The organism is Thalassospira australica (assembly GCF_044790785.1).
In the GTDB taxonomy this organism is placed as follows: Bacteria; Pseudomonadota; Alphaproteobacteria; order Rhodospirillales; family Thalassospiraceae; genus Thalassospira; species Thalassospira australica_A.
In genome coordinates this window covers 448,449-474,991 of sequence record NZ_CP085258.1, presented here as the reverse complement: position 1 = coordinate 474,991, position 26,543 = coordinate 448,449, and the positions used below count along the sequence as shown (strand labels likewise).

At 55.6% G+C, this 26,543-nt stretch carries 22 protein-coding genes; 9 read left to right on the top strand and 13 right to left on the bottom strand.

Annotation, left to right across the window (positions count from 1 at the left end; translation table 11 throughout):
* Positions 1–516 precede the first annotated feature (516 nt).
* From LG297_RS02220 to LG297_RS02205, 4 genes are all read left to right on the top strand, one after another.
* Positions 517–2,508, top strand: a complete 1,992-nt coding sequence (locus LG297_RS02220) for an antifreeze glycopeptide (RefSeq protein WP_404424695.1) — start codon at positions 517–519, stop codon at positions 2,506–2,508.
* Positions 2,509–2,520: 12 nt separating this feature from the next.
* Positions 2,521–3,459: a site-specific tyrosine recombinase XerD gene (gene xerD, locus LG297_RS02215; RefSeq protein ID WP_404424693.1), complete on the top strand. Its 939-nt coding sequence runs from the start codon at positions 2,521–2,523 to the stop codon at positions 3,457–3,459.
* A 212-nt stretch (positions 3,460–3,671) separates the two neighbouring features.
* Positions 3,672–5,516, top strand: coding sequence for a GGDEF domain-containing protein (locus tag LG297_RS02210; RefSeq protein WP_404424691.1), 1,845 nt, complete (start codon positions 3,672–3,674; stop codon positions 5,514–5,516).
* Between the two features lie 136 nt (positions 5,517–5,652).
* Positions 5,653–5,994, top strand: coding sequence for a hypothetical protein (locus tag LG297_RS02205; RefSeq protein ID WP_404424689.1), 342 nt, complete (start codon positions 5,653–5,655; stop codon positions 5,992–5,994).
* A 21-nt stretch (positions 5,995–6,015) separates the two neighbouring features.
* On the opposite strand, the gene LG297_RS02200 is transcribed toward LG297_RS02205, so the two are convergent.
* The 5 genes from LG297_RS02200 to LG297_RS02180 are packed head-to-tail and all read right to left on the bottom strand — an operon-like array spanning position 6,016 to position 9,545.
* Positions 6,016–6,660: a GDSL-type esterase/lipase family protein gene (locus LG297_RS02200; RefSeq protein ID WP_404424687.1), complete on the bottom strand. Its 645-nt coding sequence runs from the start codon at positions 6,658–6,660 to the stop codon at positions 6,016–6,018.
* A gap of 2 nt (positions 6,661–6,662) precedes the next feature.
* Complete coding sequence (locus LG297_RS02195) at positions 6,663–7,973, bottom strand: CCA tRNA nucleotidyltransferase (protein ID WP_404424685.1); 1,311 nt, start codon at positions 7,971–7,973, stop codon at positions 6,663–6,665.
* Positions 7,974–8,024: 51 nt separating this feature from the next.
* Complete coding sequence (locus LG297_RS02190; protein ID WP_404424683.1) at positions 8,025–8,312, bottom strand: hypothetical protein; 288 nt, start codon at positions 8,310–8,312, stop codon at positions 8,025–8,027.
* 19 nt (positions 8,313–8,331) lie between these two features.
* A complete protein-coding gene (locus tag LG297_RS02185; protein ID WP_404424681.1) occupies positions 8,332–8,967 on the bottom strand; it encodes a CoA pyrophosphatase in 636 nt (211 codons plus the stop codon).
* The gene (locus LG297_RS02180; RefSeq protein ID WP_404424679.1) at positions 8,964–9,545 is read right to left on the bottom strand and encodes a DUF1285 domain-containing protein; all 582 of its coding nucleotides are present in this window, start codon (positions 9,543–9,545) and stop codon (positions 8,964–8,966) included. Before LG297_RS02180 ends, LG297_RS02185 begins: the two co-directional genes overlap by 4 nt.
* A 116-nt stretch (positions 9,546–9,661) precedes the next feature.
* Here LG297_RS02180 and LG297_RS02175 point away from each other — a divergent pair, with 116 nt between their 5' ends.
* From LG297_RS02175 to LG297_RS02160, 4 genes are read left to right on the top strand one after another with little or no spacing between them, the layout of a single operon-like run.
* Positions 9,662–10,699, top strand: coding sequence for an AAA family ATPase (locus LG297_RS02175; RefSeq protein ID WP_404424677.1), 1,038 nt, complete (start codon positions 9,662–9,664; stop codon positions 10,697–10,699).
* Positions 10,700–10,702: 3 nt separating this feature from the next.
* Positions 10,703–11,656, top strand: a complete 954-nt coding sequence (locus LG297_RS02170) for a DUF58 domain-containing protein (RefSeq protein WP_404424675.1) — start codon at positions 10,703–10,705, stop codon at positions 11,654–11,656.
* The gene (locus LG297_RS02165) at positions 11,653–14,370 is read left to right on the top strand and encodes a DUF4159 domain-containing protein (protein ID WP_404424673.1); all 2,718 of its coding nucleotides are present in this window, start codon (positions 11,653–11,655) and stop codon (positions 14,368–14,370) included. The genes LG297_RS02170 and LG297_RS02165 overlap by 4 nt, the downstream gene beginning before the upstream one ends.
* Positions 14,367–16,442 (top strand): hypothetical protein, encoded by a 2,076-nt coding sequence (locus tag LG297_RS02160; RefSeq protein ID WP_404424671.1) that lies wholly within the window; start codon positions 14,367–14,369, stop codon positions 16,440–16,442. The genes LG297_RS02165 and LG297_RS02160 overlap by 4 nt, the downstream gene beginning before the upstream one ends.
* Positions 16,443–16,444: 2 nt before the next feature.
* Here LG297_RS02160 and LG297_RS02155 read toward each other — a convergent pair whose 3' ends face one another.
* The gene (locus LG297_RS02155; protein ID WP_404424669.1) at positions 16,445–17,377 is read right to left on the bottom strand and encodes a LysR substrate-binding domain-containing protein; all 933 of its coding nucleotides are present in this window, start codon (positions 17,375–17,377) and stop codon (positions 16,445–16,447) included.
* A 161-nt stretch (positions 17,378–17,538) separates the two neighbouring features.
* On the opposite strand from LG297_RS02155, the gene LG297_RS02150 reads away from it, so the two are divergent.
* Positions 17,539–18,528, top strand: a complete 990-nt coding sequence (locus LG297_RS02150; RefSeq protein WP_404424667.1) for a glutathione S-transferase family protein — start codon at positions 17,539–17,541, stop codon at positions 18,526–18,528.
* A 72-nt stretch (positions 18,529–18,600) separates the two neighbouring features.
* Here LG297_RS02150 and LG297_RS02145 read toward each other — a convergent pair whose 3' ends face one another.
* From LG297_RS02145 to smc, 7 genes are all read right to left on the bottom strand, one after another.
* On the bottom strand, positions 18,601–19,107 hold the full coding sequence (locus tag LG297_RS02145) for a F0F1 ATP synthase subunit B (RefSeq protein WP_404424665.1): 507 nt from the start codon (positions 19,105–19,107) through the stop codon (positions 18,601–18,603).
* Positions 19,108–19,111: 4 nt separating this feature from the next.
* Positions 19,112–19,597 carry a hypothetical protein gene (locus LG297_RS02140; RefSeq protein ID WP_404424663.1) on the bottom strand — a complete coding sequence of 162 codons (486 nt, stop codon included), beginning with the start codon at positions 19,595–19,597 and terminating at the stop codon, positions 19,112–19,114.
* A gap of 74 nt (positions 19,598–19,671) precedes the next feature.
* On the bottom strand, positions 19,672–19,896 hold the full coding sequence (locus tag LG297_RS02135) for an ATP synthase subunit C family protein (RefSeq protein ID WP_007089066.1): 225 nt from the start codon (positions 19,894–19,896) through the stop codon (positions 19,672–19,674).
* A 60-nt stretch (positions 19,897–19,956) separates the two neighbouring features.
* Positions 19,957–20,679, bottom strand: coding sequence for a F0F1 ATP synthase subunit A (locus LG297_RS02130; RefSeq protein ID WP_404424660.1), 723 nt, complete (start codon positions 20,677–20,679; stop codon positions 19,957–19,959).
* Positions 20,680–20,712: 33 nt separating this feature from the next.
* Entirely contained in the window at positions 20,713–21,066 is a 354-nt protein-coding gene (locus LG297_RS02125; protein ID WP_404424658.1) for an AtpZ/AtpI family protein, read from the bottom strand.
* Positions 21,067–21,526: 460 nt separating this feature from the next.
* The gene (locus LG297_RS02120) at positions 21,527–22,867 is read right to left on the bottom strand and encodes a class I SAM-dependent methyltransferase (RefSeq protein ID WP_404424656.1); all 1,341 of its coding nucleotides are present in this window, start codon (positions 22,865–22,867) and stop codon (positions 21,527–21,529) included.
* A gap of 91 nt (positions 22,868–22,958) precedes the next feature.
* Positions 22,959–26,492, bottom strand: coding sequence for a chromosome segregation protein SMC (gene smc / locus LG297_RS02115; protein WP_404424654.1), 3,534 nt, complete (start codon positions 26,490–26,492; stop codon positions 22,959–22,961).
* Between the last annotated feature and the right edge of the window lie 51 nt (positions 26,493–26,543).

The following is a 26,543-nucleotide window of genomic DNA, read 5'->3' as shown; positions in this document are numbered from 1 at the left end:
AACCGGTTATCACATAATTTACCCATTTCTTTAGGCCAGCTGCGGGCTGAACGCAAGTAACCCGCGCCTTATCAGGACAAATTCCTTCGTTTCAGAAAGGTCCTGCGCAATATCCTGTATGTTGTCCTTGATCTTCTTCGGGATCGATCTTTTGGCATTGCTGTTAACCCTCTGTGAGGACCCGGCCCCTAAACTGCCTTTATATCGCCGAATTGGAATGTCAGGGAATAAGGTTCGGGGAACGGGGTTGGATGGAAATCAAAGATCGATTTCATGGCTTTGCTGACTTGCAGACAGGCTCCGTCTTGCATCTTGTACCGGGCTCCGCATACTGATCTTTGCGTATCACGCACCAACGCACCGAGTTTTGAAAAACCATGAAGATTTTATCGCGCCTCATTTTATTGCTGGTCATTGCTGTCATCGTCGGTGGCGCCACATTTCTGGTCACTTGGGATATTCCGTCTCCGACGACCCAGATCGAAGAAACCATCCCGAATTCGAGGTTTAACTGACATGCACTTGCGTTCCCGACTGCTGATGCAATCCTGTTTCATCACCATGATGGCAGGTGCCGGTGTTACCCTGCCTGCGACATTCGCCAATGCACAGGCACCGGTACCGCTGTTTTTGAAACAGGAAGCAGAACAGGACGCAACTTCGCAGCCTGAAGGTACCTCTGGCAATCAACAGGGTAACAGTTCCGGTCAGACTGCACCGGGAGCAGCAGGCAGCAATACACAAACCGAAACATTCCCCACGGATCCCGATGCCGTACAAACCGTAACCCTTCAGGCTGTCGATGCCGAATCCGTCGGCACACTTGGACGCGAAAGTGGCGGATTGGGTGTCGATATGTGGAACGGCACCAGTCGCGAAACCGCCGCACGCCTGATGACCGATATGCCGGCAACACCTGCAACGCATGCCGCGCGTGATCTTGCGCGCCGCCTTTTGCTTAGCATCGCGGCCGTGCCCAACGATCACAAGGAAATCAGTCTGCTGGAAACGCGCGCTGCCAAACTGATCAATATGGGTGAGCTGGATGCTGCAATTGATCTGGTCCGGGCCGCCCCGCAAGGCACCCGCAGTTCAATGCTGGCACAGGCAGAAGTCAATGCTCTGATGATCACCGGTAAACTTGATGATGCCTGTGCCGCGATTGACGGATATGGCAACAGCTTTGACGATCTTTTCTGGCTCAAAGCAGCCGTCATGTGCGCCCTTCATGCCAATGACCGGACATCGGCTTCTTTCTCGACCGATCTGGTCCGGGAAATGGAAGGCGAAACCGACAAGACATTTTTCGGTCTGGTTGCTGCCATTCGAAATGGTTCTTCCCCCGCGGCAGATATACTTGCCAATCTGCGGCCGCTTGATATCGCGTTGCTTGAAATCGCCAAACAAGGCATTCCGACCAGCCAGCTTGCAACCGATAATGCAACCGCCATTCTTGGTATCGTCAATGCATCGGCAACGACACCCGATGTGCGCCTTGAAGCCGCCCGTAAAGCAGAAAAGACGGGCCTGATCGAAACAGAACAGCTTCGGGAAATTTTTGGTTCAGCCCCCTTTGACGACACCGCTATCAGCAATGCTCTGGATGATGCCCCCGACAGCGTTCCGGCTCGCCAGTATGCCAAACTTTATCAGGCGGCAAGCCGCAATGATGTTCCGGCCGCACGCGCAGAAATCCTGGCATCCCTTTATGAAACGGCCTTGCTCGGCGGTGATTTTGGACTTGCCGCCCGGCTGACATCGGAATTGCTGTCTGATATTCCGGTTAATGGCGACTTTTCATGGTTTGCCCTTGACGCGCTCAAGGCTTCGATCGCGGCCGACAATATGGAACGCGCATCGGGTTGGTTGCAGGTCGCAAAGAACAGCGCGAATGCAGGCAACGATATCGAATCCCGACTGATCCTGCTTTATCCGGTCCTTGCCCTTGCCGGCCTTGAAGATACCGGAACGCCGATTACCGAAAAAACCGATGACAATGTGACGGTAAACCTGCCCGATGACGGAACGACAACCCCGGTCAGCTATGGCTTGGGAGGGGTGATCACCTTGACACCGCCTGCAATAACAAATGCCCCCATGAGCGAGGCACAAGCCAAACATCGTGCCCGCATGACCGAATGGCAGGAAATGGATGCCGCACGCGGTGATCGCATTCAGGCGCAGCGCGACGCCGAGCTCATTTTCAGCCTGTTTGACGGCTTTGATATCGAAGTTCCTGTCGCTCTTTGGGATGCCCTTTTGACGGCACCTTATCTGGACGACCGCCAGACCGTCAGCACCGCCGTCAGTCATCATCTTGAAACGGCAGCAATGAACATGCAACGCGCCAAGACTGTTGCACTTGCCATCCAGGCCCAACAGGTTGCCAGCACCCCAAACGGTGACCCCAAAGACCTTACCGATGCGGTTGCAGCACTCAACCATATTGGCCTGAACCGCGAGGCACGTCGTCTTGCGGTCGAAATCCTGATGGCGCGCAGCCAGTAACGGACGAACATCGTGGCACAGCCGATTAACAGTAACCTTGTCGCGGCCTTTCTCGAAATGATGGCGGCAGAACGCGGGGCAAGCATTCATACACTGGATGCTTATCGCCGTGACCTTGAGGATTATGTAGCAAGCCTGCAGGCACAAAAGACCGATCTGATTGGCGTACAGGACATCCATGTCCGGAAATATATGGCGTCGTTGGGCGATGCCGGTCTCGCACCACGCACGCAAGCGCGACGTCTTTCGGCCATCAGGCAGTTTCACAAATTTCTTTATGCCGACGGCTATCGCAACGACGATCCATCCGCCCATGTCGACAGTCCGCGTCAAGGCAGCACATTACCCAAATTTCTGACGATTGATGAAATCGACAGGCTGATTGCCACCGCCACAAGCCATGATGGCATCAAGGGCAAACGGCTTCTGGCGATGGTTGAACTGATGTATGCAACCGGCATGCGCGTTTCCGAACTGGTTGAACTGCCATTCGCTGCTGCCGCGCGCGATCCACAAATGCTGGTCGTTCGGGGCAAGGGCAGCAAGGAACGCCTTGTGCCGCTTTCCGAACCGGCACGCGATGCCTTGCGGGACTATCTTGAAATACGCGACGCTTTTATCCCGGTTACGAAGGCAAACCAGCCCGGGCTTTCACCTTATCTGTTTCCGTCGCGCGGCAAATCAGGCCATCTGACGCGGCAGATGTTTCTGAATATGGTCAAGGACCTCGCGGTCGAGGCCGGAATTGCCCCGTCGCGGGTATCGCCCCATGTCTTGCGCCATTCCTTTGCCAGCCACTTGCTGGCAAACGGGGCGGATTTACGCAGCCTGCAACAGATGTTGGGGCATTCGGATATTTCGACGACTCAGATCTATACCCATGTCCTCGAATCGCGTTTGCGTGGCCTTGTACAGGAACACCATCCGCTTGCTCACCTTCAGCGCGGCTGATCACATCCACCTGCATCGCGAAATTTGTCTAGCTTTCCGTATAGGGAATTCCGGCCAAACTACGTAAAAAATGTCGGTTTTCTGCGGATGTCATATATTCGTAACTGTACTGTCACCAAGTTGTTGTCGATCCTGCGATAGGAGCGTTACATCATTTATGATGCTTTGCTGTCCGGAGGGTTCAGTAAATTTTTCAGGATCGGGGAACAACCTTGGCATTTGATGCGGAGGACGAACTGACAGCGGACAGATCCGTCGGACCTGCGATCCGCCTTCGAAACTGGAAGCAAATTGTCGAAAAGGTCGACTTTGCCTTTCAGCCGATCGTCAACCCGCATACCGGTCATGTATTCGGATATGAGGCACTTCTGCGCCACTGGGAAGACAGCGGATTTGAGTCGATCCAGTCCCTGTTTGATACCGCTTGGGAAACCGGAAATCTGCATGGCGTCGATATGATGCTGCGCGAGAAGGCGATCATGAAGTTCGCCCGACTGCCCGAAGCACGCCGTCTGAAGCTTTTTTACAATTTCGACAGCCGCGTTGTACGCACCCGCGATTATCAACCCGGTCGCACGGCAGAACTGCTGCGCAAAGCCGGGCTTGAACGCGACACCATCTTCCTTGAAATTTCCGAACGCCACGACATCAGCAACGCCCAATATCTTCAGGACATCCTGCTGCGATATCGCAGCCAGGGCTTCAAGGTCGCGATTGACGATTATGGTAGCGGCTTTGCCCAGCTGCGCGCACTTTATGAATGCGAACCCGACATTATCAAGATCGACCGGTTCTTTATCGACGGAATTGATCGCGACCGGCGCAAGGAACTGTTCGTATCCCAGATTACCGCTTTCGCCCATATGATCGCCGCACAGGTCGTCGCCGAAGGTGTTGAAACCCGCGAGGAATTTTTGTGCTGTCGGCGGATCGGGTGCGATCTGGTTCAGGGCTTTTTCATTGCACGACCATCTGTTGATTTGCCGGAACGGACCGATATTGTCCCGGCCATTTCCGGGGTTTCGCTGGAAAATCGGCGCGGTGTTGAACGCGACGGGGATGTGCTGCGGTCATATCTGCTGGAAACGCCAACGATTGAAAACAATATCAATCCGGTCGAAATCCTGTCCTATTTTCAGAAAAATACCGACATTGCCATTGCCCCGGTCGTCAATCGGCAAAGGGAGCCTTTGGGTGTGATCCGGGATTCCGATTTCAAGGCATTCATCTATACCCCGTTCGGGCGGGAACTTCTGCAAAACCCGGCCAATCGCACAAACATCAGCCGCTTTTTGCGCCGCTGCCCGATTGCCGACATCAATACCAGCCTGTCCGAACTGCTTGAAACCTTTGTCGCAGCTGACTCGCTTGATGGTGTGATCCTGACCGAAAACGGGCTTTATCTTGGTGTTCTGGATCAAAGTGCGCTTTTGCGTGCCGTTAACGAACGCAACACGCTTAATGCACGCGATGAAAATCCGCTGACCCGCCTGCCGGGAAACAGCGCCATTTACCGATATGCCGCCAATGCATTAGCCAAACCGCGACGCCGACGCTTCGCTGTGTATTTTGACTTCGACAATTTCAAACCGTTCAACGATTTGTACGGCTTTCGCCAAGGGGATCGTGCGATCCTGCTTTTCAAGGATATCCTTGGCAAGGCACTTAGCCAGAATGACTGGTTTGTCGGCCATATCGGCGGGGACGATTTCTTTGCCTATGTCCAGTCAATCGATTTCGAGGACGCAGTCAGCGCGGTGCAACGTGCGCAATCAATGTTCGATGAACAGATCAAAAGCTTCTATGACGCAGAAACCCGTGACCGGGGGCATCTGATCGGCAAGGGACGCAACGGCGAAACAAGCGAGTTCCCCCTGATGACTGTCAGTGCTGCACTGGTACGCATTCCCCCGGAACGTACCGACATTACGCTTGATCACATCTCGATCGAAGCCGCCAAGCTCAAGACGATTGCCAAAAACAGCCCGGCCCGGTTTGCCGCCGGGCTTTACGATGCCCCGGATGCCGTGATTCTGGCAGCACCCGAATCCCGTTAAGGCGACGATACTCGCGCTATCGTTGCAAATAACACTTTTCTTTAAAATCGCTGGCGCTAATATCCCGATATGGCAGCATGCTTAATCTGCTGCTTGAATATAACATATAACAACTGTGTCGAGCCGCCCTGCCATTATGGTCAGCGTTACCAGCACCTCGGAAATTCTGCCACCGATCCCGGTCCGCCCTGCGAGTCCGGTATCCCCGCGCGCCAATCAGGCACAGCCCGATCAGGAGCAATCGGTCGAACAGGTTGCAAATTCGATCCGGCTTTCCGACGAGGAAATTGAGCGTGTTCAGCGTGCCGCCGAAACCGCCCGCAATGAACGCCGGTTTGAAGACGGCCAGAATGCGTTAACACTGGACAACAACCAGACCGAAGATGCTGCCAACAGCTATGGTACCAAGGGGCAATCTACCGGAAACATTGCCAGTTCCGCCAACAGCCGTGGCAACCTTGTTGATTTCTACGTCTAACCACGTGACCCCGCGCCGGGTTCAGAGCCCAAGCGCATTTTTCCAACCATCCCAGTTCCAGATCAGTTCTGCCATCCGGTCATAACCGGCACGGTCCGGATGATATCCGTCACCGCGACGCAATGCCCTCTGCCAGTCCTGATCGGCAAGCGTCGTGGCATGCACGTCAAGATAGGGCACACCGAAACCGCGTGCGGTTTCGGTGTAAATCTGGTTCAGACCTTCAAGACGTTCATTAATTTCCTTGCTGGATTTTCCACCATCAATCACGGCTTGGGGCCCGATCCATAATGTCGGAGCCAGCTTTGACGCCTCGCCGATAATTTCGGCGGCATTGGCTGCCGATTTTGCGGGCGAAACCCGCATTGTGGTTTGCTCGCCGCGATCTTCGGCGTGATTGGCATCGTTGACACCAAAACTGAACATCAGGATCGTCGGGAAATCCGGTACCATGCGAAGCTCTGCCTCAAACTTCCAGCGGGCTTTCAATCCTTCGCTGGTTTCGGCACGAATACCCAGATTATAGATCGTCGTTTCACGCTTTGCCTCGTCAAGCAAACGACGGCCCAGCCGCATCGGCCAACCACCCTTTTCCGCGTCACGCACGCCATTGACCAGACTGTCACCAAAACAGCAAATACGATGACCTGTAACGCCTTCGGTCATAATTACTCCTGCAATTTTGCGGTATCTTGCGCCGCCAGATAGGTCATCAAATCGTCGCGCCCGGGGACGAAGGCATTGGCAAGCCAGTATTCTTCGGCCAGTTTTAACAACCATCCCATTTGCGGACCGGCAGGCGCAAGACCGGCAGCCAGAATATCACGCCCCTGAATCGGCAGCTTTACAGGCACCCAGTCTGTAGCGGCCTGCAACAACCCCTGCCACTGCCGGTTTTCGGTACTGTCTGCCCGCGGCGGGATGGCCGCCCGTGTCGCCCAGGCGAGTAAAACAGCATCGCGAAATGCATCCGCTCCCATACGATAAAGATCGCGCCGAATGGCATCTTTGGACATATCCGCGCTGATCAGGTTGGCATTGGAAATCATCGCCGCGAAACGTTCCGCCTCATTATTTGACAATCGCAATGCCTTGCAAAATTCGGTTGCTGCCTGCAATTCATCATCGGCATTTTTCGGTGCACGATAAAGGGCGGCCAACCGTCGCAACGGATCGGGCATGATCGCCGGATCGGAAAGGGCGGTACTATCAAGCCATTCCATCATGCGAAGACGCGGCGTATCGGCCAGATCGGGCAAAATGACAGGCAGAACGTTAAAACCGATCATATCGGCAATCGTCGCCGCCGGACTGCGTGATCGCAGAAGTTTCAGCATTTCATCGCGAATACGTTCGGGGGAAATATCGCGAAGTCCCGTCGCCCCTTTGCGGCAGGCTTCAGCACCGATGGGATCAAGCGGCGGTCGGCCGAACCATGCCTGAAACCGGAAAAACCGCAGGATACGAAGATAATCTTCGGCAATGCGGTCCTCGGCAACACCAATAAAATGTACACGGCCCTCGCGCAGGTCGGCTTCACCGTCGAACGGATCATAGATCGTGCCGTCCGGATCGCAATAAAGCGCGTTGAAGGTAAAATCCCGACGCTTGGCATCCCCAAGCCAGCTATCGGTAAAGGCAACCTCGGCATGACGGCCATCGGTTGTCACATCGACCCGCAGTGTCGTGATTTCATAGGCATATGTATCGGTGATCGCCGTTATCGTACCGTGCTTAAGCCCGGTCAGGATAACTTTTAGCCCCGCCTTTTCAAGCGCGGTTACCGTTTCTTCGGGTTTCAGGTCGCACGCAATATCGACATCCACCAACGCACGCTTCAAAAGCGCATCACGCACAATCCCGCCCACAAAGCGCGCCGTGCCGCCATGCGCGGCAATCGCGTCAAATACACGCGCCGTATCGGGATGGGTCATTACCCCGTATGGCTGCAAATGCCCGGTTGCTGTCAATGCGGTCATGGGTAAATCTTTGTCGGCTTGGAACTTTTCTATCAAGCAGTCCGGTCCGGCTTATTCCTTTGGTTCGAAATATCCCGGTTGGACGACACCGTCTTTCAGTACCGGTGCATGATAAATCGAATCTGGCGATGCACCAGTGCCAAGTGCTGTCACAATCAGGATTGCCGCCGCCAGTGCCACACCGATGCCCAGCAACAAAAGCCAGGGGCCTTCGTTCCAGGGAGGGATAATTTCATGACCTTCGCGGATCGCCTTGGCCCGTGCCCATTTCAACCATAAACCATAAACAACAAAAGGCAGGATAATGGGAAGGGCAATCTGGATGATCTGTCGTAACATTACCGATAGTCTCCAATCTTCACCGCGCTGTGCTGGCCTTTAAGACTTCACTGAAATTCACCAGCATCCCTGCAGTCGCCCCCCAAATGTAATATTCCCGATATGGAATGGCAAAATAACGCCGTTTTACACCTTCGAAGGTCACCGTCTGCAGTTTCTGGTTTTGCGGTTCAAGAATGAATTCCAACGGCACTTCAAATACTTCTGCCACCTCATGGGCATCGGGCGCAAGGTTGAAAGGCGGCGTAATCAAACCCACAACCGGCGTGACCTGATATCCGGTCACGGTATAATAGTCGTCCAGCCGGCCAACCAGCTCGACATGTGCACGCGACAGACCGATTTCTTCCTCGGTCTCGCGCAGTGCGGTTTCTTCCAGCGTATTGTCCTGATCTTCCTGACGACCGCCGGGAAAACTGATTTGCCCTGCATGATCGCTCAGATGATCGGTGCGGCGTGTCAAAATCACATGCAAACCCACATCTCGAAGAACAAGGGGCACAAGAACGGCTGCCGGGCGCGCGATCAGCTCCCCCTCGGCAAAGGCGCGTGCGCGTGATTTCGACCCCGGATAGTCAACCGCGTGGTCCCCGCGTCGTTGCAGGATATCACCACGTGGCGCATTCAGTGCTGCAATGATCTGGGCCGGTGTCATAGACCAGCCTCCAGCGTTCCGATCTCGAAGAATTGATTGTGACTGTAGACACCGATACGCATTTTTCCGGTCTCCGGTTCTGTAATCTCGTCGGCCATATCGACCAGTTGATAGAATACAGCCCGGTTCAGTCGGGCCTCAAGACCGCGATCAAGCTGCACATAGGGCGATGGTTCGCCGGTTTCAGGATCATGTTCAACCCTCAAACCATGATTTTCATCAAGCTCGACCCACTGATCAATATTGGTGCGAAAACGGATGACCGATGCCACGCCCTCGCCGGTTTTTTCCAATTCGACCGCAATGAAAGCAACATCTTCGACCTCAATCCGCGCCATTTCGGCCGGGGTCACCAGCCAGTGCCCTCCTTCCTCGTCGCGTTGCAGGACGGATGAGAAAAGTTTGACAAGTTCGATACGGCCAATCGGCCCACCTTGATAGAACCAGGTGCCATCACGACCTATAGACATGGGAATGTCGCCACAAATCTGTGGGTGGCGTCCGCCTGCCGGTTTTCCGGCACGAAGGCGGGCCCAGAGCTTCTCGGCAAGATCGACGGTTTTTTCGTTACTGCTCATGCTATACACTTAGGGTCCGGAACCAAAAGATTGCGCGCTTCTATAACGCTGATACCATCCTTATTGGGTAACCGGCTTCGATTACCGGCACAACAGAGGAAGCAAAGTTTCCTGTCATGACAAATGCGCCACGTTTTCCCGAAGAAATGGGTTTTTCACAAGACAGCAGCCTTGAACGCGACGCAGCGCGACTTGACGCCTGTGTTGGCCGATTGGACGAAGCTCGCAAAATGGTTTCATCTGTTATATTTGGGCAGAATGAAGCCGTAGAGCAAACACTTATCGGTATTTTATCTGGCGGCCACGTCCTGATGGTGGGTGCGCCCGGCCTTGGGAAATCATTACTGGCCCACACACTGGGCAAGGTGCTCGGCCTGCTCGATAAACGGGTTCAGTTCACGCCCGACCTGATGCCGGCCGATATTCTCGGCTCCGAAGTCCTTGAAGAAGGGGCAGACGGCAAACGGGCATTTCGTTTCATCAAGGGACCGGTATTCTGCCAATTGCTGCTGGCCGACGAAATCAATCGCGCCAGCCCACGTACCCAGTCTGCCCTGTTGCAGGCCATGCAGGAACGCGAAGTATCAGTGGCCGGTTACAGCCACAAACTGCCGGAGCCATTCCACGTGCTGGCGACCCAGAACCCGCTGGAACAGGAAGGCACTTATCCCCTGCCCGAGGCACAGCTTGACCGTTTCCTTCTGGAAGTTCGGCTGGGCTATCCCGATCAGGACGAAGAACGCCGCATCGTAACCGAAACCACCGGCCGGTATCCGGTACGCCCGCGTCAGGTACTACAGGCCGATGACCTGGCCGAGGCACAGGACTTTGTCCGGCGTCTGCCGATGCCCGACCGGGTGCTTGATACCATCATCGCCCTTTGCCGCGAATGTCGCCCCGAAAGCACACATATGGTCAATATCCGCGATAACGTCGCCTGGGGCCCCGGCACACGCGCCGCACAGGCGTTGTCGTTGGCATGTCGTGCGCGTGCTATGCTGTTTGGCCGTTTCGCACCCTCTATCGAAGATATCGAAGCCCTTGCCGTTCCGGTTCTGCGCCATCGCTTTGGCCTGACTTACGGTGCCCGGGCAGAGGGATTTACCGCCAAGGGCCTGATCACCAACGCGCTGGATTACCTGCAGGAGAAATAGGAATTGGCATTGGCCGCGGTTCACGATCATGTTGCAGCCGCACGGGCACTCGCGGCCCGATTGCCGCAACTGATTGATGAAAGCCGCCGCATGGCGATCAGCCTGCGAAGCGGCCTGCACGGCAACCGCAAGGTTGGACCCGGCAGCGATTTCTGGCAGTTCCGTCCGTATATCACCGGTGACCCGACCAACCAGATTGACTGGCGTCGTTCTGCGCGCAGCGACCATACCTTCATCCGTCAGACCGAATGGCAGGCAAGCCACAATTACTGGATCTGGCCGGTTCTATCCCCATCCATGTACTGGTCATCCACCCGCGATACTCCGATCAAGGCCGAACGCACCCTGATCATTTCCATCGCGCTGGCTGATCTATTGCTAAGCAACGGAGAAACGGTGGGAACATTCGATGCGGAACGTACCCGCATCACATCGGGCGAGCATCTTGAAAAACTGGCCCACGCGATGCTCGCAAGCCCTGCAACCATTGCAGAAAATGTCGGGGCAATGCATCCGGGACGCAAACATTCGGTTCTGCTGCTGGGCGATTTTCTGGAATTTGCCGACAGTGACCAATCGCCTGCCCGTGCGATTAAAATCCTTGGGCAATATCAGAATGACGGCGCACTGGTGCATGTCCTTGATCCTGCCGAAATTGACCCGCCCTTTACCGGCCGTGTCAATTTCCTCGATACCGACGATCAGATGATTTACCGTAGCGAGCGGTTCGAAGACCTTGAAGAAGGTTTCAAACAACGCGCGAAAGCCTGGCGGGCCACCATTCGCGATGCCGCACGGGAAAATGACTGGCTGTGTGATCAGCATATCACATCCGAAAGTGCCAGCCCGACCCTGCTTGCGCTGTATCAACATCTGAGCGAACGCCAAAGTCAAGGCGGATCAAATGGACGTGGCCGACCGGCAATGAACCGCCACAGCACGAAGAGGCCGCAATGAATCTTGCGGCAATCACATTTCTGTATCCAGCGATGCTGGCCGGCTTGCTGATTTTGCCGATTGTCTGGCTGATCATCAGGTCTGCCCCGCGCGTGCCAAAGCAAATCGTGTTTCCGGCCGCACGCCTGCTGCGAGGATTGCGCGCCAACCGACGGGACATGCAACGTGCCCCGATCTGGCAGACGATCTTGCGCTGCCTGATCCTGACCATGCTGATTCTCGCCGCAGCCCGCCCGGTTTTGAACCGCACCGAATTCTCCCGAAACGAAGGTGCCGTTCTGATCATTGCCGAAAACAGCTGGTCATCGGCTGCAAACTGGCCGGAATATCGCACAGGCCTTCGCCAGATTGTCAATCAGGCTCGGCTTGACCTGCGCAGTATCTATATTGCCCAGACCGCACCCGAAGCATCGGGTGCCACAACATCCCGGTTACCCGAAATTATCGGCCCGGTTTCCCCGCATGAAGCCGACCGGTTTATCGATCGCCTGCATCCCCGTCCCTGGGCCCCGGATTACGCCGCTTTGTTCAGCCAGATCGCCGACCATCAACATATGGCCAATTCCATCGGCAGCATCCTGTGGCTGACCGACAATATGGAACAGCCCGGCAAGGCGGAAATGGCAAACGAACTTGGGACGATTGCACCCATTACAATACTGGGACCGGAACAGGAAAACCGCATTGCGATCCAATCACTGATGCGTAACCGGACCGGGCTTGGCATTACCCTGACCCATCGGTATTTTGAGACATCGCGCGACATGGTTCTTCTGGCCCGCAATGATCGCGGCCGGGTTCTGTTACGTCACGATGTCCGGATTGAACCGGAAACCAACCGGACCACAACCGAAATCCCCCTGCCCAGCGACATTACAAATTCGATCCAGTCCGTCGGAATTGAAGGAATTGAAACCGCGGCAACCGTGTTTCAAACCGGTGCCCGTTGGCAACAGCGCAAAGTCGGTGTGATCGTCAGTTCCGGGGCCAGCCCGGTTCTGTTGTCCGACCGCTATTTCTTTCTGGATCGGGCCATTTCGCCCTATGCGGATGTCACCTATGCGCCGCTTGGGAAATTGCTTGAATCCGGGGTGGACATCCTTGTTTCCACCGGTTCGATATCGGGTCTTGGCAGCCAATACACTGCCCTTGAACGCTGGGTACGTGATGGCGGTATGCTTGTCCGCTTTGCCGGTGACGGCACGACCGAGATCGAACCCGAATTCCTGCCGGTCACATTGCGTCTGGGTAACCGGGATTTCGGTGGATCAATGTCATGGGAAAAGCCGAAACGCCTTTTGGAATTTCCCGAAACCAGCCCGTTCTTCGGCATCTCCATCCCCAGGGAAATCACAGTCAACCGGCAACTCCTTGCCGAACCTGATCCCGATATCGTTACCAAAACCTGGGCCCGCCTGACGGATGGCACGCCACTGATCACCAGTGCCACCCGCAATGCCGGGCGAATTGTTCTTTTCCATGTTACCCCGTGGGCGGACTGGTCCAATCTGCCGATGTCGGGCTTGTTTGTTGAAATCTGGCAACGCCTGCTGCCCCTTGCCAGCCCAAGCGACCGGTCGGACGCCGAACTGCAAACCAGCCTGCCGCCACAATCCGTGCTTGACGCATTTGGCCGCGCCCATCAGCCCGATGCGACGATCCTGCCGCTACACACACCGTTGCCGGTACCCGGCCCGCGGCACCCACCCGGAATTTATGGTGAAAACGGCCAAGCCGTTGCGCTTAACCTTGGCCCGTATCTTGAAAACCTCGACAGTCAGGTACGCTGGCCTGCCGATACAACAGTGCGCGAGATTACCGATCGGGACCAGATTGACCTCGCGGCAATCTGCATGCTGGCAGCCATGATACTGCTGATACTTGATGGGGTTGCTTTGATCCTTGTACATCACGTCAGCATCCGTCGCACTCGGCGGAGCGATGCGCTGACCTCGATCCTGATCGCGGCTTTTATCAGCGGCACGACCACCCTGTTGATCCTTGGCGGCGCAGGTCCGGCAAAAGCTGTTGAAACGCAGGCGGCGGCATTGCAGCCACGCCTGGCCTATCTGAAAACAGACGTTGCCCCCATTGACCGGCTCAGCCAGTCCGGACTTGCCGGTCTGACCGAAATCCTGCGCCGTCGAAGTGCGGCTGATCTGGCCCCGGCGGATGCCATTGATCCTGAATCCGACGATCTCAGTTTCTATCCCCTGATTTACTGGCCGTTGGTCGACGGGCAACAACCGTTCTCGGAATTTGCCCAAAACCGCATCAACCGGTATCTTGATAGCGGCGGCATGATCCTGATCGACAGTCGCGATCAGGAAGTTGAACCGGCCCGGTTACGCCGGTTACTTGCCGGTCTGGAAATTCCGATCCTCGACAAGGCTCCGGGTGATCACATCCTGTTTCGCAGCTTCTATCTGCTTGACCATGCCTATGGCCGTTTTGCCGCACCGCTTTGGCTTGATGCCCGCCCGGACCAACGACTGGACGGTGTTGCGTCGGTTTTGTTTGGCGGTAATGACTGGGCATCTGCCTGGATGCTGGAAGAAGGACGCGAACCGGCAAACCGAACAGATGACATATCCCCGCGCCAGCGTGAAATGGCCTGGCGGTTCGGTGTCAATCTGGTGATGTATGCCCTGACCGGCAGTTACAAGGGAGATCAGGTTCACCTGCCCGCAATCCTTGAAAGGCTGGGCCGATGAACAGAAGCTGGCAGGATTTCCAGATCGCCCCGTTGCTCGATATCGGCCTGCTTCAGGTTCTGGCCGTGACTTGTGTCGTAGCAATTTTGCTGTTTGCCGTATTTCGCCTGCGCGGCACCATCTGGCGGGCCATCGCGTTGGCAATCATGTTGCTGGCACTGATTGCACCGCAATTCACCGACCAGAACCGCGAAAAGCTGAGCGACATCGTACTTGTTCTTGTTGATCGCTCGAACAGCCAGAATATCGGCAGTCGTACCGATCAGACAGATGCCGCCATTTCGCAAATACGTAATCGTTTTGCCGATGACCCAAGCGTCGAATTGCGCATTGAAGACGTGCCGGGTGAAACCGATACCCGCATGTTCGCAGCCCTTGACCGGTTGCTTGGTGGAATTCCTCGTGAACGGTTGGGCGGGGTCGTCATGGTTACCGACGGCCAGATCCACGACATTCCAGCCAGTCTGGATCTGGGGGCACCCCTGCATGCCCTCATTACCGGACGCGAAGATGAACACGACCGGCGTTTGCAAATTCGCCAGACTGCGGATTATGGCATTGTTGGCAAGAATGCCGACTTCATGGTCGAAGCGATTGATCACAGCCTTGCCGCCGGAAGCCCGATATCTGTCCGGATGCTCCATGAAGACGGGACCGAGCGCAGCCTGACCCTGCCCGCGAACGAACCGCACCGCGTCACCATTCCCGTCCCGCATGCCGGACCTGTCATTGCCGAATTGCGGATGGATGAAAGCCCCGATGAAACAGATCAGTCCAATAACCGTCTGATCCTTGAAACCACCGGCGTTCGTGATCGGTTGCGTGTTTTACTGCTGTCGGGCGAGCCACATCCCGGCGAACGTGCATGGCGTAATCTTCTGCGTGCCGATCCGGGTGTTGATCTGGTGCATTTCACCATCCTGCGCCCGCCGGAAAAGGGCGACGATACCCCGATCAATGAATTGGCCCTGATTCCGTTTCCGATCCGCGATCTGTTTGAAGTCCGTCTGCGCCAGTTCGACCTGATCATCTTTGATCGATACCAGATGCGCGGCGTATTGCCGCCGCATTATCTGGAAAAGGTCGTGGATTATGTGAAATGGGGCGGTGCGGCTCTGGTTGTGGCCGGGCCGGAATATTTGGGTCCTGACGGACTTTCAAACACGGTTCTAGGCGATCTGATGCCGGTTACCGCCACCGGTCGCGTGATTGAACAACCTTTCGTCCCGCAGGTAAACACGGCCGGTCGCATCCACCCGGTTACAGCCCCTATTGCAGGCTCGATCAACACCCCGCCGAAATGGGGGCGCTGGTATCGCCAGATCGAAACCCGCGACGCTGACAATGATGTCATGACCCTTCTGACCGGGGCCGATCAATTGCCACTTTTGTCCCTGCGCCGGATTGAGGAAGGCCGGGCCGCAATGCTGAGTTCGGATCAGATGTGGCTCTGGCAACGCGGGCATGACGGCGGCGGGCCGATTGCCGAGTTACTGCGCCGTCTGTCACACTGGCTGATGAAGGAACCGGCCCTTGATGAAAACACCATCACCACCGAACGCAGTGCAGATGGCGAAAGCCTGACGCTGACATGGCGCAAGATAGGTGCTGCCCCGACAACCGCCACTGGGACCAATCCGGAAACCGGCGAGTTTGTCCGGACCACATTCGAACGCCAGTCCGATCAGACATGGCAGGCGACATTGCCGATTGCCGAACAGGGACTGATCCGTGTTCAGGCCTATGATCGGGATGGCAGCACCCAATCAGCCCTGCATGTTGACAGGGATGTGCTAACCAATGAAAGGCGCAACACCAATTCGACACCCGACCTTTTGAACGATCTGGTGGCTGCCAATGGCGGATATATTAATCGCCTCGAAAAGGGATTACCGGATTTCCGCCGGGTACGCGATGAACGTATCTGGCACGGCACCAGTTGGGCCGGACTCATGGAAACCGAAAGTTATCGCACCGTAATCGGCGGTATAACCAATCTTTTGCCATTGCCAGTCGTGGCGGTATTGCTCGGGCTTATGTGTCTGATCGGCTGGCGGGTCGAAAGCAAATAGCTCTAACCGGAGGGAAACATGGTTTTGTGGAAATTGCACAATCCGCCGCGAAACTTTTCCACCAGAAAATCGATGAAGATACGCACTTTGGTCGGCAGGTGACGTCGTTCCGGGTAAACCGCATAAATCCCGCCGCTGGCCAGTGAATTATATTCCCTCAGGATTTCGACCAGCGATCCTTTTTGAAGCGCCTCGGCAACAATGAATTCCGGTTCGCGCGCAATACCAAGTCCCCGAATGGCCGCGAACGAGGTGAAATCACCATTGTTACACGACATGACCGGATTGACTCGGACATTGATCTGTCCTTCTGGCCCCTCAAATTCCCACACATTCGGGCTGGCAATGTTGGTATAGGCCAGCGTCCTGTGGTTTGCCAGTTCGGTCGGGTGTTTGGGCTCGCCATATTCTGCGAGATAGCCCGGCGATGCCACGACGTAACCGTTAAAATCGGCGAGTTTGCGAGCAATCAGACTGGAATCCTTTAACCGCGTGATGCGGATCGCCATATCGAACCCTTCGGCAACCAGATCAACCATGTGATCGGCCAGATGAATGTCGACATGCAATCCGGGATACAGGCGCATGAATTCGGACACCAGATCGGGCATGTAACGCTGCCCGAATGTCAGAGGGGCTGAAATCCTAAGCGTACCGCGCGGTGTGCCCCGCAAATCGGTCAGGGCATGTTCGGCTGTTTCGATTTCCTCAACCACGCGCGCACAATGCTGATAAAAAGTAGATCCCGCATCGGTCAGGCTCAACCGGCGTGTGGTACGGTTAAGCAAACGGATGCCAAGGCTGTCTTCTAGCTTGGTGACATGCTTGCTGACAGCGGATTTCGACATGCCAAGTTTGCGCGCCGCACCGGAAAAGCTTTGTTCTTCCACGACACGGGCAAAAACCGTCATTCCGTCCAGATTACCGATCAGCATCACCGTACTCCCATCGCCATATAATTGTTGCTCATATGGAAACAAATTAATGTCATATCCCCGGATTGCGTTCAACGGGGAAATAGCGAAGATGGGAACAACCAGCCCGGCCATACGTAACAGGCATAAACGGGATTGATTGCAAACCGGAGGATACGATCATGGGCCTTTTGGTCGACGGTGTATGGAAAGACCAGTGGTACGACACGAAATCAACCGGTGGAAAGTTCAAGCGTCAGGACGCCGCCTTTCGCAACTGGTTGTCGCGTGACAGCAATGCCGAATTCCCTGCCGAAGCCGGTCGTTATCACCTTTACGTTTCCTATGCCTGCCCGTGGGCGCATCGCACGTTGATTTTCCGCACGCTCAAGGGACTGGAAAACTTGATTTCGGTTTCCGTCGTGCATTGGCGTATGCTTGAAAATGGCTGGGAATTCGCCCCTGACGAAGGATTGCCCGACCATCTTGGCAATCACCGTTTCATGCATCAGATTTATGCTGCGGCAAAACCCGATTATACCGGGCGCGTAACCGTTCCCGTCCTTTGGGACAAGAAAACCAGCCGGATTGTCAGCAACGAATCTGCCGAGATCATCCGTATGCTCAACACCGCCTTTGATGATTTTGGTGCAAAACCGGGCGATTACTATCCTGAAGACCTGCAAACCGAAATAGATGCAATCAACGAGCGCGTCTATAATGATGTTAATAACGGCGTTTACAAATCGGGCTTCGCAACCGCACAAGGTGCATATGAGGACGCCGTAACAACGCTTTTTGGCACGCTGGACTGGCTGGAAGATCGTCTGTCGACCCATCGCTATCTGGCAGGTGATCGCCTGACAGAGGCCGATTGGCGTCTGTTCACAACCCTGATCCGTTTTGATCCCGTCTATCACGGGCATTTCAAATGCAATCTGAAGATGCTGAAAGACTATCCGGCTCTTTGGGCCTATACGCGCGAACTTTATCAGATGCCCGGCATCAAGCAGACCGTATTCTTTGATCACATCAAGGGGCACTATTACGAAAGCCACCTGATGATCAACCCGACGGGCATCGTGCCCAAGGGACCGGTTCTGGATCTTGATGCGCCACATGGCCGGGACAAACAATTTGCAGCCCCGCCAGTTCCCCATACTGCGGTTTGATCAACACACGGCCAAACAAAAACCCCCGCAGACGATCTGCGGGGGTTTTGCGTACCGGTAAACCGGAAAATACTAGTTCAGGCGAACTTTGATTTCCGCGATTGCATTATCGACCAACTCGTCCGCCTTTGCTGCGGTAACCTTTTCGGAAACCAGTGCCAGCGTGGCCTGTGCCGCGATTTCGGCCACACGGGCACGAACTTCGGCAATGGCCTGGGTTTCGAGATTGGCAATACGGTCCATGGCCTGCTGTTCACGACGCTTGAGCGACGCTTTCAGTTCGGCCTGGGCGTTCTCCAGCATGCGGTCGGCTTCCACCTTGGCATGGGCGCGGATTTCGTCCGCTTCCTTCAATGCTTCGCGCTGTTTGGCCTGATATTTGGCCAGAAGCTCCTGAGCTTCTTCACGCAGACGCTGTGCTTCATCAAGCTCGTCCGAGATTTTCTGCGCACGCTTGTCGAGTGCGGCAGAAATACCCTTAACAGCCTTGAAGCCGCCGAAACCGACAACCAGCAAGAAGGAAAGCGTAGTCCAAGTGTAGGGATCTGTAAGGAACGTAACCTCGTTTGGGGTTGCCATCTTCTTACTCTCCTACGATCGCCGAAACGGCCTTGTCGGCAGTTTTGGCCTGAACCTTGACACCGATAAGCTTGTCGGTTGCTTCACGGGCGATGTCGGATGCGGCTTCTGCCACACCTTTCATTGCGTCGTCTTTCGCACCGGCAATCGCCTTTTCGGCATCAGCGGTCTTTTTGGACAGTTTCTTGACCAGTGCTTCGGTTTTCGCAGCTTGCTCTGCAGCTGCTTTTTCCGTTGCTTCGCGAATATCGGCCTGTGCGGCGTCACGAGCTTCTGCCAAGGCAGCCTCATACTTCGCGATGGCGGCATCGGTTTCGTCTTTCAACGCCCGGGCCTTGCCAAGATTGTCTTCAATGGTCTTGTGACGGCGTTCCAGAACTTCGCCAACTTTCGGCAGCGCGATTTTCGACATCAGGAAATACAGGATGCCGAAAATAACGAACAGCCAGAAAATCTGTTCCGAGAACGTCGCAATATCAAACTGCGGCATAGCCTACTCCCGAATTCAACGACACCGGCGAGGGGTGTCCTCGCCGGGCCGAGTATTCGCGCAAAAGGCGCCGATTAGCCGAACAGAACGATCAGCGCAACGACGAGTGCGAACAATGCGATAGCTTCGGTAACGGCAAAGCCGATCCAGCCATACAGTTCAACGTCGCCTTTTGCAGCCGGGTTACGGCCAACAGTCGCAATCAGGCTCGACCAGATGTTACCAACCCCGATACCGGCACCAATCATGCCAATAGCAGCCAGGCCAGCACCGATCATCTTAGCAGCATCGAGTTCCATAACTTCACCCTTTCGAATTTCTTAAAGGCAATCAGAAGAGATCACACCGGTCCACTAGCATCAGTGCATGTGGATTGCATCATGGAGATAGATGCAGGTGAGAATGGTGTAGACGTAAGCCTGAAGCGCAGCAATGCCGAACTCCAGAACCGTAATCCCCGTCAGAAGAGCAAACGGAAGGACGCCGAAGATGCCGATCAGGCCGACGAACCCGCCAATCACTTTCAGCATGATGTGGCCAACTGTCATGTTTGCAAACAGTCGGATCGCCAGGCTGAACGGACGAGAGAAATAGGAGATGATTTCAATCGGGATCAGAATGAAGGCCGTCGCGATCGGCGCACCTGCCGGGAAGAACATCCGGAAGTAATGCGTGCCATGGCGGACGAAACCGATAATGGTCACACCGATGAAAATCACCAGAGCCATCGCAAAGGTCACAGCGATATGGCTCGTAAACGTAAAGCTGTGCGGGATCATGCCAAGCAGGTTCCCGAACAAAACAAACATAAACAGGGTGAAAACGAACGGGAAGTACTTGCGACCCGCGGTTCCCACGTTATCTTTTAGCATATTGGCGACGAATTCATACATCACCTCGGCGGAGCCCTGCCAACGGCCGGGTACCAATGCCCCGCGACGCATGCTGAGCGTCATGAAGCCCGTTACGAGAACGGCTGCGATCACCATCCAAAGTGCGGAGTTGGTGAAGGAAACATCAACGCCGGCAACCGAAAGCTCGGCCAAGGGCTTGATCTCAAACTGCTCTAGCGGTCCAGCCACCGTAATCCTCGCTCAATCTCTTGAAGGACAAGGCTAATCCTTGTCCCCCTGCTTGCGCTCCCCCATCGCGCGCCCAAGCCCGACAGCACTGTCGAAACCCTTGGCCACCCGATAAGCGTTAAGACCACCGGCACCTGCTCCGAGAAATACAAACAGAACAAGTAACCAGGGCGTCGTATCAAGCACCCGATCCAGCGCCCAGCCAATCAATAGACCAACAAGAACAGCAGCGATCATTTCCGCCGAAATTCTCATTCCTAACGCCATCCCCTGGGATGGTTTGCCAGTCGCCCGGTTCGGGCTGTGCTTTTCTTCGCGCTTGCTTGTGACCGCTACCAACTTGCTTTCAAGCTCTGCTAATGAAGCGCGATCTTTATCATCGCTCATTGTCGTGAACCCCGCTGTGGCAGCCTCGCAAACGTCGCAAGGAAATGCGCGGGCAACATACTTAGCGCCCCATAGGCTGTCAAGCCGTAAAACCCCGCCCTGCCGGAGGGATCGAATTGCATTTAACTATTTGTTTTATAAAGATTTTATAGTCGAGATGTGCGATCATTCACATTTGACGTTAGGCGATAGTCGCACCCGCTTTTACCCCGGATCGCGGTATATGCCAGTGTGCAACCGGCGGTTTCCCTTGGTTCTTGCCCTGCAGAACCGCAGAATTGCCCGTCTGTGTAAAGAGTGTGAATTCAATCGCTTTTTATCGATTTACGCCTTTTGCCATGCGGTTCAGGCGCAATATCCTCCCGGGCGGCATCATACCGGCACCAACCCGCCATCAATCGGCAGGACCGATTCATCGTAAACCCGCTCGACACCATTTCAGCGAACCGCTGACAAACGATCACTTCGGCGCAAGAATCGACAGGCGACGCTGTTCGTCATGCTGCTGCCAACCGCTTGCGGATGACGATGCCAGCATCCAGTCAAACTTGTGAAACAGCGCCCAGACCGCAGCCAGCGTATTGTCGGCAATAGAGTTCATGTCGATCGGCTGTTTATGCAGAATTTCATCACGCAACCGGGCCGAAATATCCCCAAAGGATGTCTTGCCGTCAAACAGCGCCAGAAGCTTCGCCAGATCGGGCCCACCCGTCAAGTCAACCGCATTCCCCGTTCCGTCCACAAGAACAATCGGCTTTCCGGCATATGCCAGAAGATCGTCAAAGAAACTGTCATCCGGCGCGACAAAGAAATACGGACACAGATCGCGATCCGGCATTGCAGAAACTCTCGCATGTAGCATATCCGGGCGCGTCAGATAAAAGGCATGCAGCGGCATAGCCCCGCTATACCGTTCACAAAACGCCTGCTGGTCGCGAAGCGGCAAAGCCATCAAATCCCGCAGGATTTTCGGGTCCGCAACATGGTTTTCAATGCTGTAATGCGCCTTTCCCGTGCCGCCAAAACCGAAAAAGCCGGTAAAGGCAGCAACCTCAAGCCCGGCCGAGGCGGCAAAATCATAAACCCCGTGCACGTCATAGGCACACTCGACCGGATGCAACAGCAGATCGACGATCTCGGGATCGTTTTCAAGCAATCCTTTGATAAAGCCCGGACCACCGCCCATTTTAAGCAGCATATTCCCCTCCGAAAGGGCCGAAAGCAGGCTGCGGGTCATGGCAAGCTGTTCATCAAGGGTCTTGCCCGGCAGAAGCGGTGCAACCATCTTGCGCCACTCGGTCACGGCAAGACGGCCATGCTCCCCGTACAACATCGCACCGATGCAACCATCATCGGCAAGAAGGCTGGCAAGGTCACGAAGTCCTTCTTCAGGCACTTCAAGGTGATGCAGCACACCGGCACAATTGATGTAATCGAACTTTTCCGGTTTAGTCGCCGCAAACTCGCCAATCGTTGCATTTACATAGGTAACATTGGTCAACCCGCGGGCCTCGGCGCGCGCACGCGCCACCCTGGTGCTGGCACTTGATGGTTCCAGATAGGTAACCTGCCCGCCGCATTCGCGTAATTGTTCCGCCAGCCAGATCAAACTGTCCCCGGTCCCGCCGCCAGCAACAAGCGCACGGAAACCTGCATCGATCTTTTTGCGGCCACCAAACCCATAATGATTGACCCGGGAAAGGGTATCCATCGGCGGCATCAGCAACCGGTTCCTTTCCTCCTGCGGATCGCGCATCGGATAAGGAAACTGTTCGTATAACGCACGGACTTCTTTGGACATTCTGCACACTTTTCCCGGTTGGAGTGTCTCACCATGGCTCCCTCTTAACCCAAAGACAGAGCTTAACGAAACCCCAATACGGGAAAAATGATCAGTTGGTGAAATCGAGCTCTTTTTGCTCTTTCTGGGAATAGACCTCGGCCTGGCGCAAATCGACCGACACCAGCGAGGAAACACCGCGTTCCGCCATGGTCACACCAAACAGGCGGTTCATGCGGGCCATGGTCATGCGATGGTGGGTAATCACAAGGAAGCGCGTATTGGCGTGACGACCAATCGCTTCAAGCAATTTACAGAACCGGTCTACGTTGGCATCGTCAAGCGGCGCGTCAACTTCGTCAAGCACGCAGATCGGTGCCGGATTGGTCAGGAACACCGCAAATAGCAATGCAACCGCAGTCAATGCCTGCTCACCACCCGACAACAATGAAAGGTGCTGCAATTTCTTGCCCGGCGGGGAGGCCATAATCTCAAGCCCGGCTTCTAGCGGATCATCCGCATCAGTCAGCATCAGATGTGCGCCGCCACCGCCAAACAGCCTCACAAATAACTGCTGGAAATGCTTGTCCACCTCGTCAAATGCCGCTTTCAGGCGATTTCGGGCTTCGCGGTTCAGCTGGTTAATGCCGTTGCGCAATTTATCAATAGCCGCAATCAGGTCGTCGCGTTCGGAAACCAGCGTGTCTTTCTGTTCTTCCATCTCGGCCAGTTCGACCTCGGCGCGCAGGTTGACCGCGCCAAGGTTCTCGCGTTCGCGCGACTGACGTTGCAAACGGGCTTCGATATCGTCTTCGGATGGCAATTCCCTGGTTTGGTCAATCTCGGCCAGTTCGACAAGCTGATCGGGGGTGGCATTAACCCGTTCGCGAATGCGCTCGATCAAATCACGGCGATGTTGTTCCGCCTGTTCCAGAAGCGCCTCGCACCGCACCCGGCCTTCGCGGGCCTCGGCCAGTTTCTGCTCGGCTTCTTTCAGGTTGTGATCAGCTTCACGCTGCGCGTTTTCCGCACGCGCCAACTCATCCGCCGCGTCCTTGCGTGCCTGATCGGCAATCTCTATCCGGTCCGAAAGGATCGCCCGACGTTCTTCGATCTCGTCGGGCTTAAGCTCAAGCTCCTCGATCTCCATGCGCGCTTCTTCCTGACGCTCGCGAAGCTGCGCAACGCGCTCGCCCGCCCCCGAGGCGCGATCATTCCAGGATGCGATTTCGCTTTCGACAAATTCAAGTCGCTTGCGACGGCCAGAGGCGTCACGCTGCATCCGTTCAAGCTGGCTGCGCGCTTCCATCTGATCGGCACGCGCATCCGAAAGCTCGGCACGCTTTTCAATCAGTTCGGCCTTGATTTCCATCAGGCCTTCGCTTGATTCCTCTGGCGTTGCGGCAAGCTCTTCCTGCTCGGCGATCAGTTCGTCCAGATCCTGCTTGGCGCGCTTTTCGGCTTCTTCGGCGTTTTGCAGGCGGCCTTCAATGGCACTGGCGTCACGTTTGATATTGGCGATTTCTTCACGCGCGCGGGCCAAAGATCCCTCGGCCTCGCGAAGGGCGCGGTGAGCTTCCTGTTCGCCGTTGCGCGCGGCTTCAACATCTTCTTCAAGGCGTTCAACATTTTCGCGCGCTGTATCGGCCTTTTCCGCTGCAAGCTCGACCGCTTCGTCGACTTCCTCAAGCTCAAGGCGCAACGCTTCAAGTCTATTGCGCTGCCGCAAACGTGCCGCTGCCGGAAGTTCCGCGCCAACCTTGATCCGATACCCGTCCCAACGCCAAAGCGCACCTTCGCGCGACACCAACCGCTGCCCGGTTTTCAACGTCTTGGCCAGCCAGTTACCGGTTGCCTCGTCATCAACAACCCCGATCTGCCAAAGACGGCGGTTCAGCAATGCCGGACCTTCAACAAATTTTGCCAGCGCCTGAACCCCCTCGGGCAGGGCCGGGTCATCCGCACCCGGATCAACTGCCGACCAGTGCATCGGCGCATCTTCGGCATCAGGCGCGTCAAGGTCTTCGCCAAGTGCCGCGGCCATCGCCATTTCAAGACCGCTGGTCACCGAAAGCTTTTCGATCACTGCCGGGAATTGCTGATCTGCATTCCCCTTGACCAGACTTTCAAGCGCTTCGATTTCGGCCACAAGCCGTGCCTTGCGGCTTTCGACATCACGCAAAGCATCGCGCGATGCGGTTTCGGCCGTTTTCAGGCTGTCTTCGCGGTCGCGCAATTCGGCAAGACGCATTTCGGCATCTTCGATGGCAAGCTTGCGCTGCTCGCAAAGTTCCTCGCATTCCTCAAGCGCCAGACCGGCTTCTTCAAGCGCGTCAGTAAAATCGGCTTCAACCCGGATGTCATCAAGGCGGGCAACCGCCTCGTCGTAGCGTTCCGTTAAACGCGACCGACGGGCGGAAAGTTCGCTTAGTCGCTGCTGAACGCTTTTAAGGCGGGCTTCCTCGGCCGCAGCCCGATTGGTCAGTTCGTCAACCTGCCCTTCCAGCGTTTCGACCCTCGCAGCCTGCGCGACAGCGCGTTCCTTTGCCTCGTCAAGCTCGTCATCCTCGCCGCCCTGCGCTTCTCGCAGTTCTTCGCGTTCATTTTTAAGCTTGTTCAGGGCCCCTTCAGCGTCGCTTGCCAATTCCGCTTCACGCGCAAGGTCGGCATCAATCTGCTGGATGCGCGCACGAAGCTGCGACATCTGGGTTTCGATCTGGGCCTTGTCCTTGTCCAGCCCTTCGCGTTCGATCAGCATGCGCTGCAAGGCTGCCGCCGCATCGCTTTCCTTTTTGCGAAGATCAGGAAGGCTTGCCGCAATATGGGCCTGAATGGTGGTTGCCTCTGTCACCTGACCGGTCAGGTCACGCACCGCACTTTCACCCAGCACCAGCAATTCGCGGGCGTCTGCCTGCCGTTTTTCGGCATCGGTCCAGCGGATGTGAAACAGCAGCGCCTCAGTCTGTCGAATACTGTCGGAAAGTTTGCGATATCGTTCGGCCTGTCGCGCCTGCTTTTGCAGGGACGCGATCTGGCTATCAAGTGTGACCAGAACGTCTTCGAGACGTTCCATATTCTGTTCGGCGTTTTTAAGTCGAAGTTCGGCTTCATGACGGCGCGAATGCAGGCCGGTGATCCCGGCGGCTTCTTCCAGAACAAGTCGGCGCTGGCTTGGCTTCGCCCCGATAAGCGCCCCAATCTTGCCCTGCGACACCATGGCGTTTGACCGCGCCCCGGTTGCGGCATCGGCAAACAACAACTGGACGTCACGCGCCCGGACATCCTTGCCGTTCACCTTGTAATTCGAACCACCACTACGTTCGATACGTCGCACGACCTCAAGCGTTTCGTAATCGTTGAACATCGCAGGGGCCTTGCGTTCCGCATTGTCCAGTACGACCGTGACCTCGGCCACGTTGCGCGCGGGACGCGACGATGTCCCGCCAAAAATAACGTCGGACATGTCGGAGCCACGCATCTGCTTGGCCGAGGTTTCCCCCATGACCCAGCGCAGGGCTTCAACAAGATTGGATTTGCCACAGCCATTCGGGCCGACAACACCTGTCAGCCCGTCTTCCACCAATAATTCGGTTGAATCGACGAAGGATTTGAATCCCGTCAGCCGTAGCGATTTAAACTGGACCAATCATGCCCCCGGTCCGTCCTTCTTCCCCTGAGTGCCGGATACCGCATTGGC